Annotated in this window: 18 protein-coding genes; 6 read left to right on the top strand and 12 right to left on the bottom strand. The window is 39.4% G+C overall.

Features of this window, described 5'->3' with window-relative positions; all coding sequences use genetic code 11:
* Nucleotides 1-56: 56 nt before the first annotated feature.
* From ANA_RS21920 to ANA_RS27970, 3 genes are all read left to right on the top strand, one after another.
* Complete coding sequence (locus ANA_RS21920) at nucleotides 57-554, top strand: DUF937 domain-containing protein (protein ID WP_015083605.1); 498 nt, start codon at nucleotides 57-59, stop codon at nucleotides 552-554.
* Nucleotides 555-771: 217 nt separating this feature from the next.
* Nucleotides 772-1,464, top strand: coding sequence for a magnesium protoporphyrin IX methyltransferase (gene bchM / locus ANA_RS21925; RefSeq protein ID WP_015083606.1), 693 nt, complete (start codon nucleotides 772-774; stop codon nucleotides 1,462-1,464).
* A 461-nt stretch (nucleotides 1,465-1,925) separates the two neighbouring features.
* A complete protein-coding gene (locus tag ANA_RS27970; RefSeq protein ID WP_041458604.1) occupies nucleotides 1,926-2,192 on the top strand; it encodes a DUF7219 family protein in 267 nt (88 codons plus the stop codon).
* Here ANA_RS27970 and ANA_RS27975 read toward each other — a convergent pair.
* The 6 genes from ANA_RS27975 to ANA_RS21950 all read right to left on the bottom strand — a co-directional run bounded on the left by ANA_RS27975 (nucleotide 2,092) and on the right by ANA_RS21950 (nucleotide 7,046).
* Nucleotides 2,092-2,466 (bottom strand): hypothetical protein, encoded by a 375-nt coding sequence (locus ANA_RS27975; protein WP_235082099.1) that lies wholly within the window; start codon nucleotides 2,464-2,466, stop codon nucleotides 2,092-2,094. The genes ANA_RS27970 and ANA_RS27975 overlap by 101 nt on opposite strands.
* Nucleotides 2,467-2,716: 250 nt before the next feature.
* On the bottom strand, nucleotides 2,717-2,911 hold the full coding sequence (locus tag ANA_RS25160; protein ID WP_323294571.1) for a hypothetical protein: 195 nt from the start codon (nucleotides 2,909-2,911) through the stop codon (nucleotides 2,717-2,719).
* 59 nt (nucleotides 2,912-2,970) lie between these two features.
* On the bottom strand, nucleotides 2,971-4,131 hold the full coding sequence (locus ANA_RS21935) for a glycosyltransferase family 4 protein (RefSeq protein ID WP_015083608.1): 1,161 nt from the start codon (nucleotides 4,129-4,131) through the stop codon (nucleotides 2,971-2,973).
* Between the two features lie 165 nt (nucleotides 4,132-4,296).
* Nucleotides 4,297-5,451: an NAD-dependent epimerase/dehydratase family protein gene (locus tag ANA_RS21940; RefSeq protein WP_015083609.1), complete on the bottom strand. Its 1,155-nt coding sequence runs from the start codon at nucleotides 5,449-5,451 to the stop codon at nucleotides 4,297-4,299.
* 400 nt (nucleotides 5,452-5,851) lie between these two features.
* Nucleotides 5,852-6,358 carry a hypothetical protein gene (locus tag ANA_RS21945; RefSeq protein ID WP_015083610.1) on the bottom strand — a complete coding sequence of 169 codons (507 nt, stop codon included), beginning with the start codon at nucleotides 6,356-6,358 and terminating at the stop codon, nucleotides 5,852-5,854.
* A gap of 10 nt (nucleotides 6,359-6,368) precedes the next feature.
* On the bottom strand, nucleotides 6,369-7,046 hold the full coding sequence (locus ANA_RS21950) for a patatin-like phospholipase family protein (protein ID WP_051155256.1): 678 nt from the start codon (nucleotides 7,044-7,046) through the stop codon (nucleotides 6,369-6,371).
* Between ANA_RS21950 and ANA_RS28390 the strand changes: the two genes are divergently transcribed.
* Nucleotides 7,041-7,169 (top strand): hypothetical protein, encoded by a 129-nt coding sequence (locus ANA_RS28390; protein ID WP_256369510.1) that lies wholly within the window; start codon nucleotides 7,041-7,043, stop codon nucleotides 7,167-7,169. The two genes, ANA_RS21950 and ANA_RS28390, sit on opposite strands and share 6 nt — an antisense overlap.
* 3 nt (nucleotides 7,170-7,172) lie before the next feature.
* Nucleotides 7,173-7,403 (top strand): dephospho-CoA kinase, encoded by a 231-nt coding sequence (locus ANA_RS21955; RefSeq protein WP_041458605.1) that lies wholly within the window; start codon nucleotides 7,173-7,175, stop codon nucleotides 7,401-7,403.
* Nucleotides 7,404-7,519: 116 nt separating this feature from the next.
* Here ANA_RS21955 and ANA_RS21960 read toward each other — a convergent pair whose 3' ends face one another.
* The 3 genes from ANA_RS21960 to ANA_RS21970 form a co-directional block, all read right to left on the bottom strand.
* Nucleotides 7,520-8,875: an aminopeptidase P family protein gene (locus ANA_RS21960; protein WP_015083611.1), complete on the bottom strand. Its 1,356-nt coding sequence runs from the start codon at nucleotides 8,873-8,875 to the stop codon at nucleotides 7,520-7,522.
* A gap of 89 nt (nucleotides 8,876-8,964) precedes the next feature.
* Nucleotides 8,965-9,870 (bottom strand): 16S rRNA (cytosine(1402)-N(4))-methyltransferase RsmH, encoded by a 906-nt coding sequence (rsmH, locus tag ANA_RS21965; protein ID WP_015083612.1) that lies wholly within the window; start codon nucleotides 9,868-9,870, stop codon nucleotides 8,965-8,967.
* Nucleotides 9,871-9,941: 71 nt separating this feature from the next.
* On the bottom strand, nucleotides 9,942-13,136 hold the full coding sequence (locus ANA_RS21970) for a type ISP restriction/modification enzyme (protein ID WP_015083613.1): 3,195 nt from the start codon (nucleotides 13,134-13,136) through the stop codon (nucleotides 9,942-9,944).
* 453 nt (nucleotides 13,137-13,589) lie between these two features.
* Between ANA_RS21970 and ANA_RS21975 the strand changes: the two genes are divergently transcribed.
* A complete protein-coding gene (locus tag ANA_RS21975; RefSeq protein WP_015083614.1) occupies nucleotides 13,590-14,774 on the top strand; it encodes an NAD(P)H-quinone oxidoreductase subunit H in 1,185 nt (394 codons plus the stop codon).
* Between the two features lie 156 nt (nucleotides 14,775-14,930).
* Here the strand turns inward: ANA_RS21975 and ANA_RS21980 are convergent, their stop codons facing one another.
* The 3 genes from ANA_RS21980 to purT all read right to left on the bottom strand — a co-directional run bounded on the left by ANA_RS21980 (nucleotide 14,931) and on the right by purT (nucleotide 17,800).
* Nucleotides 14,931-15,584 carry a hypothetical protein gene (locus ANA_RS21980; protein ID WP_015083615.1) on the bottom strand — a complete coding sequence of 218 codons (654 nt, stop codon included), beginning with the start codon at nucleotides 15,582-15,584 and terminating at the stop codon, nucleotides 14,931-14,933.
* Between the two features lie 197 nt (nucleotides 15,585-15,781).
* Nucleotides 15,782-16,600, bottom strand: a complete 819-nt coding sequence (gene thiD, locus ANA_RS21985) for a bifunctional hydroxymethylpyrimidine kinase/phosphomethylpyrimidine kinase (RefSeq protein ID WP_041458606.1) — start codon at nucleotides 16,598-16,600, stop codon at nucleotides 15,782-15,784.
* A 30-nt stretch (nucleotides 16,601-16,630) separates the two neighbouring features.
* A complete protein-coding gene (gene purT / locus ANA_RS21990; protein WP_015083617.1) occupies nucleotides 16,631-17,800 on the bottom strand; it encodes a formate-dependent phosphoribosylglycinamide formyltransferase in 1,170 nt (389 codons plus the stop codon).
* Nucleotides 17,801-17,858 lie beyond the last annotated feature (58 nt).

Consider the following 17,858-nt stretch of genomic DNA (forward strand, 5'->3'; position numbering starts at 1 on the left):
CAATTCTGCTGTATTATTAATAATTAGGAGATATTAAAAACAACAGGAAAAAATTAATGGGACTGTTTGATCAAATTCTGGGTGCGGTTAGCAATTCCAATCAACCAGGTGGTTTGGATAACTTGATAAATATTGCTACCACAGTGAAACAATTAGGTAATGGCATTGGTGCAGACTCTTCCACCATGCAATCAGTTTTATCAGTAGTTGGTAAACAAGTACAATCATCTTTACAGGCAAAACAAACCAGCGACGGAAGTGAATCTGTACAAGATTTAGTCAATCAATTTGCCGGCACTTCCGCCAATTCCCAAGCTGTAGATACCTTATTTTCTCCAGATATTCAAGCAGAAGTAGCGGAAAATGCTGCCCAGGGTACTAGCTTAGATGTGAATACAATTCAACAATTATTACCAAGTTTAGTGCCTTTAGTCTTGAGTTTCTTACAATCTGGTGGTAATCCATTACTAAATCAATTTCTAGATGCTGACGGTGATGGTGATGTGGATATTGCTGACGCGATTAAATTAGCTAGTCGGTTTTTAAGAATTTAACACTGGCTGGAATTTTTGTCGCTGAGAATCCACTGATACCAAATTAAGATCAAGCTGCATAGAATCAGATTTCAAGAATAATTGACCGCAGATAAACGCAGATAAACGCAGATAAGGACGGATGAATTCATGGATTTCATGATTCTGTGCAGCCCTACATATAATTGGGATGACAAATGATAGTTTTAGTAATTGTGAATAACTAACAATTGAGTTTATGACCGCAGCCGACGATAAAACAATAGTCCGCGAATACTTCAACTCCACAGGTTTTGATCGGTGGCAACGCATCTATGGTGATGGTGAAGTCAACAAAGTCCAGCTAGATATTCGCACTGGACATCAGCAAACTGTGGATAATGTCATCGGCTGGTTAAAAGCTGACAACAATTTACCATCATTATCAATTTGTGATGCTGGTTGTGGTGTGGGTAGTCTGAGTATTCCTCTGGCTATAGATGGCGCTAAGGTCTATGCCAGCGACATTTCCGCTAAAATGGTATCAGAAGCCCAGGATAGGGCTGTCATGGCTTTGTTCAATACCGTAAATCCCTCTTTTGCGGTACAGGATTTGGAATCTTTGAGTGGCAATTATCACACTGTCATCTGTCTAGATGTTCTGATTCATTATCCTCAAGACAAAGCTGATGAAATGATTTCTCATCTATGTTCTTTAGCTTCAGACCGAATCATTCTCAGTTTTGCCCCGAAAACCTTCTTCCTGACTATCCTCAAAAAAATCGGTACTTTCTTTCCTGGTCCGAGTAAAACCACTCGCGCTTATTTACATCGTGAAGCTGATGTAGTCAAAATTCTGCAAAAAAATGGCTTTTCAGTCCAAAGACAAGCTATGACGCGGACAAGCTTCTACTTTTCCAGTTTATTAGAAGCAACTCGTCCATCTGCTTAGGTGGCAAATTACAATTGATACTTCATATTCCCGATTTCTTAGAGAAGTCGGGAATTTTGTTATATTTCAATTTAAATGTATAATTAGAGCTTGCAAGGAAAAAATTTTTCCAAGTCTTGCAAAAAGGAATATATTAATCTATCTTAAGGAATATATTAATAACTTATTGAACTTAATACAATATGTTTTTAATAAATTAGAGAATAACTAAACGTGAATAACTGCCTTCAATCTCTACTTATGGGATCACGCCACGCTAAACTATCAGCAGGATGTAATAATTTTATCCATCCCATTCTGAAAAAATAGAGGAGCCTTGGGGATTTTGCTCAAGGCAATGTGGGATACCACCTTTATCAACTCAGTTGGTAATGTTGTACTGGACATTCACGATATCTCAGCTGTCAGGGAATGTCTCGGTTAAAAGTATCAGTAGTTGAGTAAATGGAGAAAAAAGAATGATGAGTAAAGAAGATTTTCTCTATCCCCGTGGTCGCTATTATGGTCATGTAAAACCAGAAAACTTGGTATTCAACGCGAACTTACAGGAATTTGCCCAGAAAGTCAGTTATATCTGCAATTTAGAAACAGGTGGCAAGATCTCACCAGATGAGGCTTATTATCAAATTAAGTTACTTTGGAAGCAATTAAAGCACTCAAAGAAAGAACTGAAAATCGGTGAACAACCTTTTCAAAGTAACGGTTCTGAAGAAGGAACTGACTACTGACAACTGACAACTGTACGGGCGAAGCATTTGGAGAACTATTTTTGGCAATGACCGATAATTTATCTTCCAAATGCTTCGCCCCTACTGACAACTGTACGGGCGAAGCATTTGGAGAACTATTTTTGACAATGACCGATAATTTATCTTCCAAATGCTTCGCCCCTACTGACAACTGTACGGGCGAAGCATTTGGAGAACTATTTTTGACAATGACCGATAATTTATCTTCCAAATGCTTCGCCCCTACTGACAACTGACTACTGACAACTGACAACTGACAACTGACAACTGACTACTGACAACTGTACGGGCGAAGCATTTGGAGAACTATTTTTGACAATGACCGATAATTTATCTTCCAAATGCTTCGCCCCTACTGACCACTGACCACTGACAACTGACCACTGACTACTGACAACTGACTACTGACAACTGTACGGGCGAAGCATTTGGAGAACTATTTTTGGCAATGACCGATAATTTATCTTCCAAATGCTTCGCCCCTACTGACAACGAACAACTGACTATTTCGTGATGATTGTCCAAACACCATCCCAGGACTTTGGTGGCGGTATTTGCTGGTACTTGTAGGCGCGCTCTAAATGGATATGAACAGCCTGATTTGTCGGTTCGATGACTTGAGCTAATTTGAAGCGGGCGATCGCTTGGGTAAAATCCCTTAATATATAAGCATTGCGGCCAGCCTGGTAATGGTGCAAAAATTCCTGGCTGTATGCAATTGAATGAGGTGGAAAATTTAGAGAAAAAGCCAGCCCTCTTATTCTCGCTTCTGACTCCTGACTCCTGACTCCTGACTCCTGCTACTATTTAAGATTATTTTTTGATAATAATCTTCAAGTTGTTGTGTAGCCGATGTCCATCCCCATTTTTCTGCTTCTGCACGGGCATTTGTGCGGATAATAGTGATTTCCTCCCGTTGTTTCAACAGACGGATTGTAGCATTAATCGCTTCTTGAATATCGGCTTGCGGATCAAAAAGATATCCATTAACTCCATCTGTAACAATATCAGGGATACCTCCAGAACGGGCTGCTACCACAGGACACCCTGCGGCCATAGCTTCTAGCAGAACTAATCCCAGTGTTTCTGTGCGGGAAGGAAAAATAAAGGCATCAGCACTGGCAAAAGCCGAACCTAATTCTTTACCCATCAGATAACCGACAAAATAAGTATTTGTCCCCGCAAAGTGTTTTTCCAAAGTTTGTCGGTGGGGTCCATCGCCGACTAATGCTAATCTGGCATCAGGAATGGCTTCTAGAATGGGTTTAATACGTTCGATTTCCTTTTCAGCAGAAAGACGACCAACGTACAGTAACAAGGGGCTATCTGGATGATTTTGGGATAAGCGCGATCGCATTTCCGCACTGACTAAATCAGGATGAAATAATTCTGTATCTACTCCCCGTTGCCATAAATCACATCTTTCAATTCCATGGGCTGAAAGTTCCTTTACCATTGCCGTAGAGGTACACAAATTTAACTCAGCCTGATTATGACCAGCTTTAAGCAACTCCCAAAGTAACCCTTCTAACATTCCTAGCCCGTAATGTTGCAGGTATTGGGGCAAGTGGGTATGATAAGAAGCCACTAAAGGAATTTTCAGAACTTTACTATAGAAAATCCCTGATAATCCGAGAACTGCGGGATTAACAACATGAATAATATCTGGTTTAAACTCTTCCAAAGCATGACCAATTGCCGGGCGAGGCAGTGCCATTTTTAACTCAGGATAGAGAGGTAAGGGAAAGCCACTAACTCCGTAAACTTTCGCACCTTTATGTTCAGTGATACCACCTTCAGGGGCAAATACCAAAACTTGATTGCCATGACGTTGTAAATGGTCAACAGTATGGCGCAAGCGGGTTACGATGCCATCAACTTTAGGTAAAAAGGTTTCTGTAAATAGAGCAATTCTCATAAAAAGAAGGAGGTAGGAGTCAGGAGTCAGGAGTCAGGAGTCAGGAGTCAGAAGTCAGGAGGTAGGGGCGCAGTTAGGAGTCAGGAGTGGAAAATTAATCTACTGTTGCCTCTTACGCTCTTTCTATCACCTGTCACCTGTCACCTGTCACCTGTCACCTGTCACCTATTTTCTATGCCAAGAGACTTTGGGAAGAATTTGTTGGTGATCAACTCGGTGCTGATACTTGACAGCAAAGTTTAATAGCGAATCAAGTAGAGAATCCGAGAGAAGATGTGGTTGTAAACCCAAATCCAAGAGTTTGGTGTTTTTCGCGTTGAAATAGTGTTCTTCCTTCTCCACTCTGGGGTTGTCTATGTGGTTAATATCCACATTCAGTCCCATAGCGTTACCGGCTTTTTTCACCATCATTGCCAAGTCACCGACGCTAAATAGTTCGGTAAATTGGTTAAACACACGGAATTCTCCTGGTTCGGCAGGATTAGCGATCGCTAATTCAATACATCGCACCGTATCCCGAATATCCAAGAAGCCACGAGTTTGTCCACCTTTACCGTAGACGGTGAGGGGATGTCCTACAGTTGCTTGAATACAGAAGCGATTCAGTGCTGTACCAAATACGCCATCATAATCCAGGCGGTTAATTAACAGTTCGTCCATCCCCGTTTCGTCGGTTAAGACACCGTAAACTATCCCTTGATTTAAGTCTGTAGCCCTTAAACCCCAGATCCGGCAAGCAAAGTGGATATTATGGCTATCATGGACTTTGCTCAAGTGATACATAGAACCAGGCTGCTTAGGATAGGGCAAAGTATCCTTGCGGCCGTTGTGTTCAATCGTGATGTATCCTTCTTCAATGTCAATGTTGGGAGTTCCATACTCACCCATTGTTCCCAATTTCACCAAATGGCAATCTGGGAAATCCTCCCGCATAATGTACAGCAAGTTCAACGTGCCAACCACATTATTGACTTGGGTAAGAACAGCGTGTTCACGGTCAATCATGGAAAATGGCGCTGAACGCTGTTCACCAAAATGCACGATTGCAGTTGGTTGAAATTCGTGTAAGGCTTTGTGCAGAAACTCGTAATTAGTAATATCGCCGATAAACAGATCAATAGACTTGCTAGTCAAATCCTGCCACCGCTGGAGACGTTGCTGAATTGGTGCGATTGGGGTAAGAGTTTCTACACCCAATTCATTATCCCAATGTCGCCGCACCAAACTATCTAAAATTCCAACTTCATAACCTCGATTAGAAAGGTAAAGCGCGGTTGCCCAACCGCAATACCCATCACCACCAATTACCAGGACTTTCATCTTTACCAGTTTTTACTCGCTGATAGCTAAATCTACCAGGTTTTGTGTCCCTTCTTCATCATTAAATTCTCACTAAGACAGGAATCAATTACAGCAGGAGTCACCGAGTCACTCAGTAAAACTGGCTGCTTAGGCTAGGGATAGCTTATTTGTTTGGCTGCAACATTCCTGCCCGGAACTTAAGTTCTGGTCTAAAAGCTAAAGTGCGTTAAAACGCACTCTGGTTAACTCAAAATCAAAAATTATCCTATTTATAAGAGCATCCGGTAAGCGTAAAACGAGCGCGGCTTGGCTCCCTGAGAGTGTCAATATGCTCCAACAGTCGGTTTTAACCGACTTTAACTTTTAGACAGGGAATTTATTCCCTGGCTGGAAGGGACATCAATTTACGTTAAGTTGACTACTGACTAATTTTATACTCCTGGGCAATGTAGTAAAACAGCCGATAATAATTTTGAAAGTCTTTGCTGCCGCTTTGTCCTTGCCAGTGATACTCCAAGTTCTCTTGGCTAATAGTCAATTTAATCACAGTCACCTTTTCCCCCGCTTCTACAGCTAATACCCCAGAAAACCCCTGATGAGTCCGAAAATTAGGGACTGGCTGGGGATTTTCAGTTGCGAATTTCAATAAAGGCTTACTTGCATAGGCGCGAATTTCTACGTTTTTTTTGTTTGGTGAAACTAAAGCAATACCATCACTGTTGTCTGGGTTTCCTAATTGCTGCCAAGTATTCGGATAAGGAAACTCAAAACCATAACGATTATTTCTATATATATTCCATCTTGTCTCTTCAAGCTGGGAGTTATTAGCATTACACCCCCAGGAGATCATCCCTATCCCCACACCCGAAATAATAGCGCACAGTGCCTTGTTTATTTGTACCGCACCCCAAGTCTGTTTTATCATTCAGTTTTAACTAATAGATTGGTGGATCGTCTCTTAATCGCTTTGATGTTTCCTGAAGCCGCGCAAAACTTTCTTGGCGCGATCGCTCGATCATCAGTGTTTGTAAAATTGGTTCAAGAATCCGTTTAGCATCTTGATAACCTCGGTTTTGCAAGAGTTGAATCCGTTCGGGACTGAAATCTAGTAATTTGTTAAGACCACCCATATCTTCTGTTGGACGAATTTCAATTATTGTTTGGTTTGGAAATTCATGACGATTCCAAAGTTCACCATTTCCTAAATGAATGACGATCGCATGGGTACAACCGCGATTTGCTAAGGCTTTGAGAGGGACATTATCACCTAGCCAACCATCAACATAATGCTTGTCATCAATCTGGCGCGATTTAAATGCTAAAGGAATAGCAGCACTGGCGAGTAATGTTTGATAAATTTCTTCATCAGTTTTGGCTGATTGGACATGAATATATTCGGCGGATTGTCCAAGATTGGAGGCGATCGCATTGCCTATTGTGGGGACAATCTGACCTGCTTTGTGTGGAGATGGTAAGAAATTGTGTGCTGAAGGAAATGCGGCTACCCAGAGTTCGATTCCTGCTCGCAATTGTTGAGGATTGATTGCATAGCGTAAAAATTTATCCAGTGGGTTGGGATCACACAAAGATGCGTCTTCCTGTGAGAAATGCAAATATTTTGCCAAGGAATGCACGCTATTGGGGAAAAGTTGGTACGGGAGGAATCCGATGGCCGAAAATATGAATATCGGTTACGAGAAGATGGCAGCGAAGAAATTCTGGAAGAAATCCAATGAGATATGCCAGAGTTAATTGTCATTGCTGGTGCTAACGGATCGGGAAAATCTAGTCTAACCAAGTTGTCTGCATCTAATTTACCAGTGATCGATGCCGATGCGATAGCGAAGCGCTCCGTAGGAATCGCTCATGAACTTTCTTCTGAAAATCCAGAATCTGCTGCTTTTGCTGCTGCTAGAAAGGCGATCGCCCAACAATACCTTGGTCAAATTACGAGGGTTCAACGGTTGTAGAAGCATTGTGAATACGACCAAGAGAGGTAAGCTTGGCAAAAATCTGGGCTAATAAAATAGGCTCTGGTTGTTCCGGAAGCATTTTTAATAAATTCACGTTTTTTAGCATACCATATTTAACAAGCAACTAAATCTTCAATAGCACTGGCTTGATTTGGTAATGCGGCTGTTAAAACCTCACTTCCTGATTCTGTAACTAATACATCATCTTCAATGCGAATTCCCCTCACATCTGAAAATTGTGCTAATCGTTCCCAATTGACTAAATCTTGATATTGAGAACGAGTTTTTGGATCATTTAAAATTGCGGGAACTTGATAAAATCCTGGTTCAATTGTCACTAACATTCCTGCACGCAAGGGACGATTTAACCGTAAATAACTTAAACCAAAACGACTACTTCGGCTTCTTCCTTGATCATAGCCGGCAATGTCTCCCAAATCTTCCATATCATGAACATCTAAACCTAAAAGATGCCCAATTCCGTGGGGAAAAAATAAAGCATGAAGATCCATTTTTACTAAATCTTCTGGTTTACCTCGTAAAATTCCTAAATCTACTAAACCTTCAGCAATTGTAGTTGCTGCTAATAGATGAATATCTGCATATTCTACACCAGGAGCTATATTTTGAATACAAGTATCATGGGCAGCTAAAACAATATCATAAATATTTCTTTGGGTAGATGAAAACTTCCCAGAAATAGGCCAAGTGCGGGTAATATCCGCAGCCCAACCCGTCGCGGTTTCCGCACCTACGTCAGCTAAAAGTAAACCTCCTGATTGCAGGGAATGGTAATAATGATTATTGTGTAAAACTTCACCATGAACTGTCACAATACTGGTGTAGGCAGTGGTCATATTTTCACCCATAATTACTGCTTCCATTGCGGCACGGACTTCGGCTTCGAGTTTAGCTGAAGGTGTTGCCGCCATTCCGGCTTTGTGGGCTGTTACACTCACTGCCGCAGCTTTACGTAATTCTACCAAGGCGGCTTCGTCGTGGGTAAGTCGCAGGGAAACAATGGCTTTTGCTAATTCTAAATCAATTCCTGACAGGGGATTTTTTGGTAAAATCCGGCGATTTAAAAGTTGGGTTTGCTGTGTCCAAGTAGTTGCATCTTGTACAGGAAGAGTCGCCACATTTTCTAAATAATTTCCTAATTCTGCCATGGTTTTGGCTTCATCTGCGCCTATTTTGGCAGCAATTTCTTCTCGGCTGGGGGTTTCTCCATGCCACAGGGCGCTACTGGGGTGGGGGTCATCTATAAATAGTTGTAGCTTGCCACTTTCTAGGCGAATGACGGCATTTTCGAGAGGAATTCCGGCGAAATAGAGGAAATGGCTATTGGCGCGGTGGGGGAAGGTATTGGCTGGGAAGTTGCGGGGACTGCTATCACCAGACCAGAGAATGGCGGGAAAGTCTATGATTTCTGCTAGTTTTTGGCGACGGTGACGGAGGGTGTTTTGCATGGGAAATCTAGATTAAGGTTTCGCGCAAAGGCGCTAAGGAGCAAAGGCGCAAAGGAAGAAGGAGCAAAGGAAGAAGGAGTTTAAGGGTGTCAATTATCTATGTTTTTCTTTTCTGCTATTCTCAATTTAGCAGAACGAGAACGGGGGTTTTGTTTTATTTCTTCTTCTGTGGCAATTATGGGTTTTTTTGTCAATATCCTCAATAATGGCGAATTTCTCAAACCATGTTTAACTGGTCTGTCTTCTAAGCTGTGAAAGCTGATTATGGCGATTCTTCCCCCAGGAATCAGGGCGTTGGGTGCTTTTTCTATGAGGGTTTCTAGGACTTTTAATTCGTCGTTGACTGCTATACGTAAGGCTTGAAAAACACGAGTTGCGGGGTGAATTCTCCCATGTCGGTATTTAGGGGGGACGGAGTATGCGATCGCATTTGCTAGTTCTGTAGTAGTATCAAATGGGCGTTTCTCAATAATTCTTCTGGCTATTCTGCGAGAAAGTCTCTCTTCACCATATTTAAAGAAAATATCTGCTAATTCTTTTTCGTCCCATTCATTTATAATATCTCCAGCGGTGAGGGATTGTTGTTGGTTCATTCGCATATCTAAATTTGCGGTATTTCTAAAACTAAAACCTCGTTCTGGATTATCTAAATGATAGGAACTTACTCCTAAATCGGCTAAAATTCCATCATAACTATTTTCGATAAATTGGTAATTGGCAAAGTTGCTATGAATAAAATTAACTCTATCCCCAAACTCTGATAAATTCTCTTTTGCGGCTTTTAAAGCATCTTCATCTTGGTCAACTGCGGTAATTTTCACATCTTCAGCAGTTTCTAATATTAAGCGACTGTGACCACCACCACCAACGGTTAAATCTAAATAATTTCCACCAGGTTGGATATTTAAACCTGTAATCACTTCTTGACTGAGAACGGGAATATGAGAAAATGTAACTTCTTCTAAATCTAGGGGTGTTTGTAAATCTGATTGCATTATAAACTTATTGGTAATTAGTATTTAATTGTAGGGGTTTAGCAATGCTAAACCCCTACTTTTGCAGCATTCTATTCTAACGGAAAACCACCATATTTATCAATGATTTTATCAACATCTTCCATAATCTTTACAGTCTCCGATATGATAGAAATAATATTTTGATAATGGCTAATATCATCAAAATTCAATTCTCTTCCTTTTCTATCTTTTAGCCATTTTTGACAAACTTGATAACCCCCAATGTAAAAATTCCAGATTTGTTGCGGAACTTGATCAAAATACTGTTCAGAATTTATCCAAATTTGTTGATGATTTTCATTATATTTGACTTGTTCCACAATATCAGAACCAGGAATAGGATAGGTAGAAATTTCTGTTCCTGTTTCTTTCATTAAATGATATTTAACTAATTTATCACCTTTGATTACTAATTCCCAGAAAAGCGCAGAATTGGAAGTTAAAGGAACACGCGGAAAATCAATCTTTAAAAATTCAGCGTAACGTTGACGGTAGTTAGGAGAATGAAAGATAGCGTAAATGTAATTAAAAATATCCTCTGGTCCAAAGGTTTGTTTTTTGTCTCCTTTTCCATCAAAAATAAATTCTAAATCTAGTTTTTGGGAAAATTCAGTAATAAATTCTGGGGATAAGTTCGGGTTACGTCCTCCAGGTGCGTTAGTGGGTGGAGAATCAAATAAAGTTGGGGTATCTGTTGGGTAAAGATAGAGAGGGAAAAGGATTGCATATCCTTTATTACTCAAAGTTAAACGATTATCTATAATACAGTCACTTACCAATATATGATTAAATATGCCTTCTGCAACTTGCCGTACAGAAATTAATGCTAAGTTTTCATAATTAACTATATGACGCATGACTTGATGACGCGGCATACTATGAAAACCTTTAGTATTTCCAGTATAATAAGTATATCTTAAATCAAACGGCCGATATAAAATAGAAGTTATTTTATCTTTAGATATTTTTGATTGTTTGATATCTTGTTGAGCTAAATAGACTTTCCAATCTCTAGTGTCATCTGTTAAATTATATTTAATAATAGCTTCTTCAGCAGAAATTTTAGAAAAATCAATTACAGTTTTCCATACTTCATTATTCTGCCAATGAATGGTAAGATTATCTCTAGCTGTTACAATTCCAGGTGTGCTATCCGTAAAAATATTTTTAATACTCCAAAAATTATCTTTCTCTTTAGATAATTCAAGATTTTGAGGTTGAAAAAGATAAAATTCAAACTCAGGATTTAAAATTTTCCAATCAGTTGAACTAATATCATTTTCCGCTAACCAATGATACTTACCTCCAACCAACTCCTTATTTTCATAAACCTCCCTCGTACCCCATAAATCAGCATGATAAACCGTTGCTAACTTTTGCTGACTATTTTCATATTTAATAAAAATACTGATTGCTACACCTTGCTGAATATCAAAAACATTTTTGTCTGGTGAACCGTCAGGACAAACTTCTTTCTTCTTACTATTACCATGTAAATCTAAAACATAAATCTCATCAAAAGTTTGCATCAAGTTTTGACGCATTCCCCGAAAAGTGGGATTATCTAAATAACCATGATTCGTAATTAAAGCCACAATACCATAACCCGTTTCTGATACTCGATGTTGAGCAAAACGGATAAACTTTACATAATCATCTAATAATCCTTTCGGGTTTCTTTCTCCTAAAAGTTTACCGTCTACTTGATAATAATCTCTAACTAATCCCACAATCCAAGGGTCAGTATTTATAGATTCATAAGAATAAGGAGGATTTCCTAAAATTACCATCACAGGAACATCTTGTTTTATATCCTTTGCTGCTTCTGCTTCATCTCTAATTCTGTTCATAAAACCATCAGCAGCAGGAATCTGAAAAGCCTCTTGTAAAGTATTTGTTAAATAAATCCTCAACCTTTCCTCAGAACTAAAATCATAACCCAATTCTTGCAACTGTAAAACTAATTTTATATGTGCTACAGTATAAGGTGCCATCAACAATTCAAAACCAAATAATCGGGGTAATAAATGTTGACTCACATAACTTGACCACATCCCCTTTTGAGATTTAAACTTATCATAAATAAAATCAATCACACTGTGCATAAAAGTTCCCGTCCCCACCGCAGGATCTAAAATCAAAACTTGATGAGTTTCGATAGTTCCCTCACCATTGGGATTAGGAATTTTAATCTTTTTAGAATCTGCTAAACCTTTACTAATATTAAACTTATGCTTGAGAATATAATCTACACTTTTAACAATATAATTAACCACAGGTTCAGGAGTATAATAAACCCCTCTTGATTCTCGCATTTTGGGGTCATATTCTGCCAAAAACGTTTCATAAAAATGCACAACAGGATCTTCTCTGCGAGTCCGTTTACCAAAATCCTGGAGTATTTCTGCCATTTCCGTTTGTTGCAGAATATTCGCTAAATTATCCACAGCCCAACTAATTCTATCATCTAAATCAGGTCCGGCTATTTGTCCAAAAATACTTCTTAAAAATGGGTTAGTTTTCGGTAATTTAAAAGCTGCTGTTTCCCGTGAAAAAGTATGAGGATTATCAGTATTACACCGTGCTGCAAATAACCCATAACAAATAGTTTGGGCGTACATATCTGCAAATTGTTCAACGGTTAAATCCTTAATTAATACTCGTTGAAATGACTCCAACTGCTGACGTAACATTCCCCCATGATTTACATCCTGTAAAGCCGTTTTAATTGCATCTCTCATCAATTGTCCTAAACTAGCCATACGTTTAGCTAAATCCTTGGGTGTCGTGACTTGGGGAACTTTAGCTAATAAAAATTGCTGTAAAAGTTGATCAACTGCTTGTATTCCTTCTTTATCAACTTTGATTTTTTTGTTTTTATCAAAAGTTCCTAAAGAAGCAGTTAATTTTAATTCTCCTTGAATATACCAGCGAAACTCTAAATAATCAGTTAAAATCAAATTACCTAAAGCCTGAAAATAACGCCCCATTTGTGAAGTTTTTTCTACTTTCTTGAGAGAAACACCAATATCTTTAGCTTCAATATGACCAACTTCCAAAACACCATTCCTTACCACAAAATCCGGCGCACCGCAAGCTATTCGTTTGGGTTCATTAATAGCTTGAATACCAGAATCTAAAGACTCCATTAACCTCTTCAAAGCAGGACGATAACTATGTTCAGTAGCATTTTGACCTTGATAAACTTGATTAACTTCCTGAAAATAAACTTGTAAATAATTCATAACTAAATCACACCCCTGAAAAAACTCCGTTTCTCTTCCTCCGTGCCTGTAGCGCCTCTGCGTGAGCTAAGATTTAACCATAGATATTAATTAGAGTAATTATAAATTAAATCTATCTTAACTACCAGCAAAATCACCAAGACCTTGATACAATTTTAGTTTAGTCATCCAAACCGCGAAGATTTCTCCCCATTCCCACACCCCCCAGGTACATGAAAAAAATCCAGATTCTCAATCCCTGATATATCAAGCTTCCCTATAATAATTGAAGTAGCGGCACAAAATAAAACATCAAGTCCAAAACCGACTCTGCTATTCTCTCTCCAACGTCACCTTGTAGAGATAATCTAGAAATTATCCCTATAAGCTAAATTTTGGCAGACAATAACAATCGCAGCAGGTTAATCTTAGCGGGTCAATTTACAACATCCACAACGGGAGAACAGCAAATCTATGAGTAGAATAGAAACCCGCACCGAACCAATGGTGCTAAATATGGGACCTCACCACCCATCAATGCACGGGGTTTTGCGACTAATTATGACCTTAGACGGTGAAGATGTCGTTGACTGTGAACCAGTCATAGGCTACCTACACCGGGGAATGGAGAAAATTGCCGAAAACCGTTCGACAATCATGTACGTTCCCTACGTCAGCCGTTGGGACTACGCTGCGGGGATGTTTAATGAGGCGGTGACAGTCAACGCACCAGAAAAATTAGCAGGTATCACCGTACCCAAACGCGCCAGCTATATCCGCGTGATTATGCTGGAACTAAACCGCATTGCTAACCACCTATTATGGTTTGGTCCGTTCCTCGCTGACGTGGGCGCGCAAACACCCTTTTTCTACCAATTCCGGGAACGGGAAATGATTTATGATCTGTGGGAAGCCGCCACTGGCTACCGCATGGTAAATCACAACTACTTCCGCGTGGGTGGTGTTGCTGCTGATTTACCCTATGGTTGGGTAGATAAGTGTTTAGATTTCTGCGACTATTTTATCCCTAAAGTTGATGAATATGAACGTTTAGTTACCAATAACCCCATTTTCCGCCGCCGCATTGAGGGTTTGGGAACTATTACCCGTGAAGAAGCGATTAACTGGGGACTTTCTGGACCAATGTTACGCGCTTCTGGGGTGAAATGGGATTTACGGAAAGTTGACCACTACGAATGTTACGATGATTTCGATTGGGATGTTCAGTGGGAAACCGTTGGTGATTGTCTTGCTCGTTACATGGTACGGATGCGAGAAATGCGCGAATCTGTAAAAATCATTCGTCAAGCCATTGCTGGCTTACCTGGTGGCCCCTACGAAAACCTGGAAGCAAAACGGATAATGGCTGGGAAAAAATCTGAATGGGATGCTTTTGATTATCAATACGTTGCTAAAAAAGTTTCTCCTACTTTCAAAGTTCCCAAAGGTGAAATTTACTCCCGCGTCGAAAGTGGAAAAGGAGAATTGGGAATTTATTTAGTTGGTGAAAATAATGTTTTCCCTTGGCGCTGGAAAATCCGCGCCGCAGATTTCAACAATTTGCAGATTCTTCCTCATTTACTGCGGGGAATGAAGGTTGCGGATATCGTTGTTATTCTTGGTAGTATTGACGTAATCATGGGTTCTGTTGATAGGTAATTTTCTGTCAATTTTCATAGGTAGGGGTTTAGCAGTGCTAAACCCCTACACGTCTAGGTTTTTCGTGATTTCGTAAAAGTTCAAATCTCGGTACAAATATAAGTTTCTTACTAATAGGTTGATTCAGCTTTAGATGACTAAACTAGTTAATTTTTTTTAATTTTTAATTGTTGCAGGTTGAATCTGATTTTGGAATAAAGGACGGACAATTAAATATCCAGCCGCAAAACCAGTTAGCATAATGAATATAATAGTAATTACTAGCCATAACCCATTTAATCCTTTTGTCTGAGACTGAGGATTAGGAGAATAACGGACCTTCTTTTCTTCTATCAATACTTTTTCTGATACTGGAAAATTAACATCTTTTGTTGGTGTAACAGACTCCTGACGACCGTTTTGGGGAGGTGTAGCTTTTATTACTGCTTTTCGACGAGGGGTAGTAGGCTGTTGTCGTGGAGGTGCTGTTGTCACGGTTGGCTTATTTGTATATCTCACCTCCTGATGATTACGGGGTGTAGGTTGAGGTAGATATTCTTCCTCGTTATGAGGACACGGTGGTGCGGGAGGGCTGGGTGCTGAAGTCTCAACTAATTTTTTTAGTTCTAAGCAAGATTCAATAACTTTAGTTATTTCTTGACGCAGTTGTTGATTTTCCTGGGATAATTTTTGATTATGACTGGTAACTACACTTAGTTTAGATTGTACTGCTTGTAACTCCGCTGTCAATTCTCGGTAAACCCAAAGGGGAACAGAGGGAGGGTAGTTGTTAGGTGGTTGACTATAATTAGATCCTGTAGTTGTTTCCATGGATATTTTAGTATCAAAATACAGTAGTTAGAGTAAGGATAATCAGGAGCAGAATATAGTTATTGATGAAATTATGTCCAAAAATAAGGGAAAAATGCCCGTAACTATTTTTCTGCGTATTTCTGGGATTAAATAATTAAATCTATCAGTATAGTAACTAATTATATGTGATTAATACGACCTTTTAAAAAATTGGTTTATTTGATCAATAATGGGAAAAAGTGGCCTACTGGTCCTTGTCCTTTGCCAATATCTAGAGAATAGGTAAGAGCATTTGTAACATATTCTTTTGCGGCTTGTACTGCTGTCCAGAGGTCTTTACCTAAAGCTAGGTTAGCAGCAATGGCCGCTGATAAAGTACAACCTGTGCCATGAGTATTTTTTGTCTCTACCTGTTTCGTTCTCAAAATCTGCAATTTTTCTCCATTAAACCAAACATCAACACCCCGCAAATTTCCAGACATTCCTCCACCCTTGACTAAAACAGCCTTTACTCCCAATTCCCTGTGCATAATTGCCGCTGCTGCTTGCATATCTGCTAAAGAAGTAATTTCTAACCCGCTTAAAATCTGCGCTTCATAGCGATTTGGAGTAATAATAGATGCTAAGGGAATCAGAGTATTCCGTAAAGTTTGCACGGCATCATCATCAATTAATTGCGCTCCTGTGCGTGATACCATCACAGGATCAACTACTAAATTATTAATTTTATAAGCTGCTATTTGCTGGGCTACAGCCAAGATAATTTCTTGGTTAAGTAACATTCCCGTTTTTGCAGATTGTACGCCAATGTCCTCTACAACCGCCTGAATTTGGGCGACAACAGCATCGGATGCGATCGCATCAACCCTGCTGACTCCTACAGTATTTTGGGCTGTAATGCAGGTAATAGCACTTGTTCCGTGGACGCAGTGAAAAGCAAAAGTCCGTAAATCGGTTTGAATTCCCGCACCCCCACCACTATCAGAACCGGCAATTGTTAAAGCAACAGGGACGAAAGTTTTGTTTGTTGTCATGATATAGTTTCAATATTAAAAATAAATATATCAATTTATTTTCACCTGACTAGCTGCTTTTGTAGCCTTTTCTCTAGCTTCGGAAATATCCCCACCTTTTGCTAAAGCTACCCCCATACGACGATAAGGATGAGCCGTAGGTTTACCAAATAACTTAATATCTACATCTTTTTCGGCTAAAGCTTCAGCTACACCAGTAAAAGTAATAGAATCAGACTTTTCGGCAGCTAAAATTACCGCACTTGCTGAAAATCCTAACTGTTCAATATGGGGAATTGGTAAACCTAAAATGGCTCGGAGATGTAATTCAAATTCATTCAAATTCTGAGAAATTAATGTCACCATTCCTGTATCATGAGGTCGAGGAGACAGTTCCGAAAAAATCACTTCATCTTTAGTAATGAAAAACTCAACACCAAAAATTCCCGCACCACCCAAAGCATCAGTAACTTTTTTGGCAATTTCTTGAGATGCTAAAATTTTATCTTCAGAAATAGCTGCGGGTTGCCAAGATTCTTGATAATCTCCTCTTTCTTGACGGTGGCCAATGGGATTACAAAAAATTGTGGGTGCGTTCCATTGTTTAATTGTCAGTAAAGTAATTTCAATTTCAAAATTAATGAATTCTTCAACAATTACCTTTTGGCTATCACCACGAGAATTAGAAATGGCATAATTCCAAGCTTTTGCGACTTCGCTGCTGTCATTAACTACAGATTGACCTTTTCCTGAAGATGACATCACAGGTTTTACAACATTAGGAAAACCAATTTCTTCGGAAATGATAATTAATTCTTCTAAAGTAACAGCATAACCATATTTAGCAGTTCTAATTCCTAATTCTTGATGTGCTAATTCTCTAATTCTGTCGCGGTTCATCGTGTAGTTAGTCGCCGCTGCTGTGGGAATAACTGTAATTCCTCTTTGCTCAAATTCTTGTAATTTTTCAGTTCTAATTGCTTCAATTTCAGGAATAATAAAATCGGGCTGATGTTTATTTACGACTGCTTCTAAATCATCAGCACTCAGCATAGAGATAACTTCTGCACAATCAGCCACCTGCATCGCCGGAGCATCGGCATATCTGTCCACAGCAATGATATAATTGCCTAAACGTTGAGCAGCAATTACAAATTCTTTTCCTAGTTCACCTGAACCAAGCAGCATTAATTTCTGGGGTAGTTTTAGTGCCTTAATCATGAATTAGATAATTTTTTATAGGTAGATGGGGTATATTCTACATTATTTTGCCTGTATT

Source organism: Anabaena sp. 90, from assembly GCF_000312705.1.
Classification (GTDB): domain Bacteria; phylum Cyanobacteriota; class Cyanobacteriia; order Cyanobacteriales; family Nostocaceae; genus Dolichospermum; species Dolichospermum lemmermannii.

Bases quoted from the DNA above. Each gene is read 5' to 3' on its own strand.
- ANA_RS21920 (WP_015083605.1), top strand. From the start codon at position 57: ATGGGACTGTTTGATCAAATTCTGGGTGCGGTTAGCAATTCCAATCAA.
- bchM (WP_015083606.1), top strand. From the start codon at position 772: ATGACCGCAGCCGACGATAAAACAATAGTCCGCGAATACTTCAACTCC.
- ANA_RS27970 (WP_041458604.1), top strand. From the start codon at position 1,926: ATGAGTAAAGAAGATTTTCTCTATCCCCGTGGTCGCTATTATGGTCAT.
- ANA_RS21935 (WP_015083608.1), bottom strand. From the start codon at position 4,131: ATGAGAATTGCTCTATTTACAGAAACCTTTTTACCTAAAGTTGATGGC.
- ANA_RS21940 (WP_015083609.1), bottom strand. From the start codon at position 5,451: ATGAAAGTCCTGGTAATTGGTGGTGATGGGTATTGCGGTTGGGCAACC.
- ANA_RS21945 (WP_015083610.1), bottom strand. From the start codon at position 6,358: ATGATAAAACAGACTTGGGGTGCGGTACAAATAAACAAGGCACTGTGC.
- ANA_RS28390 (WP_256369510.1), top strand. From the start codon at position 7,041: ATGCAAATATTTTGCCAAGGAATGCACGCTATTGGGGAAAAGTTGGTA.
- ANA_RS21955 (WP_041458605.1), top strand. From the start codon at position 7,173: ATGCCAGAGTTAATTGTCATTGCTGGTGCTAACGGATCGGGAAAATCT.
- ANA_RS21960 (WP_015083611.1), bottom strand. From the start codon at position 8,875: ATGCAAAACACCCTCCGTCACCGTCGCCAAAAACTAGCAGAAATCATA.
- rsmH (WP_015083612.1), bottom strand. From the start codon at position 9,870: ATGCAATCAGATTTACAAACACCCCTAGATTTAGAAGAAGTTACATTT.
- ANA_RS21970 (WP_015083613.1), bottom strand. From the start codon at position 13,136: ATGAATTATTTACAAGTTTATTTTCAGGAAGTTAATCAAGTTTATCAA.
- ANA_RS21975 (WP_015083614.1), top strand. From the start codon at position 13,590: ATGAGTAGAATAGAAACCCGCACCGAACCAATGGTGCTAAATATGGGA.
- ANA_RS21980 (WP_015083615.1), bottom strand. From the start codon at position 15,584: ATGGAAACAACTACAGGATCTAATTATAGTCAACCACCTAACAACTAC.
- thiD (WP_041458606.1), bottom strand. From the start codon at position 16,600: ATGACAACAAACAAAACTTTCGTCCCTGTTGCTTTAACAATTGCCGGT.
- purT (WP_015083617.1), bottom strand. From the start codon at position 17,800: ATGATTAAGGCACTAAAACTACCCCAGAAATTAATGCTGCTTGGTTCA.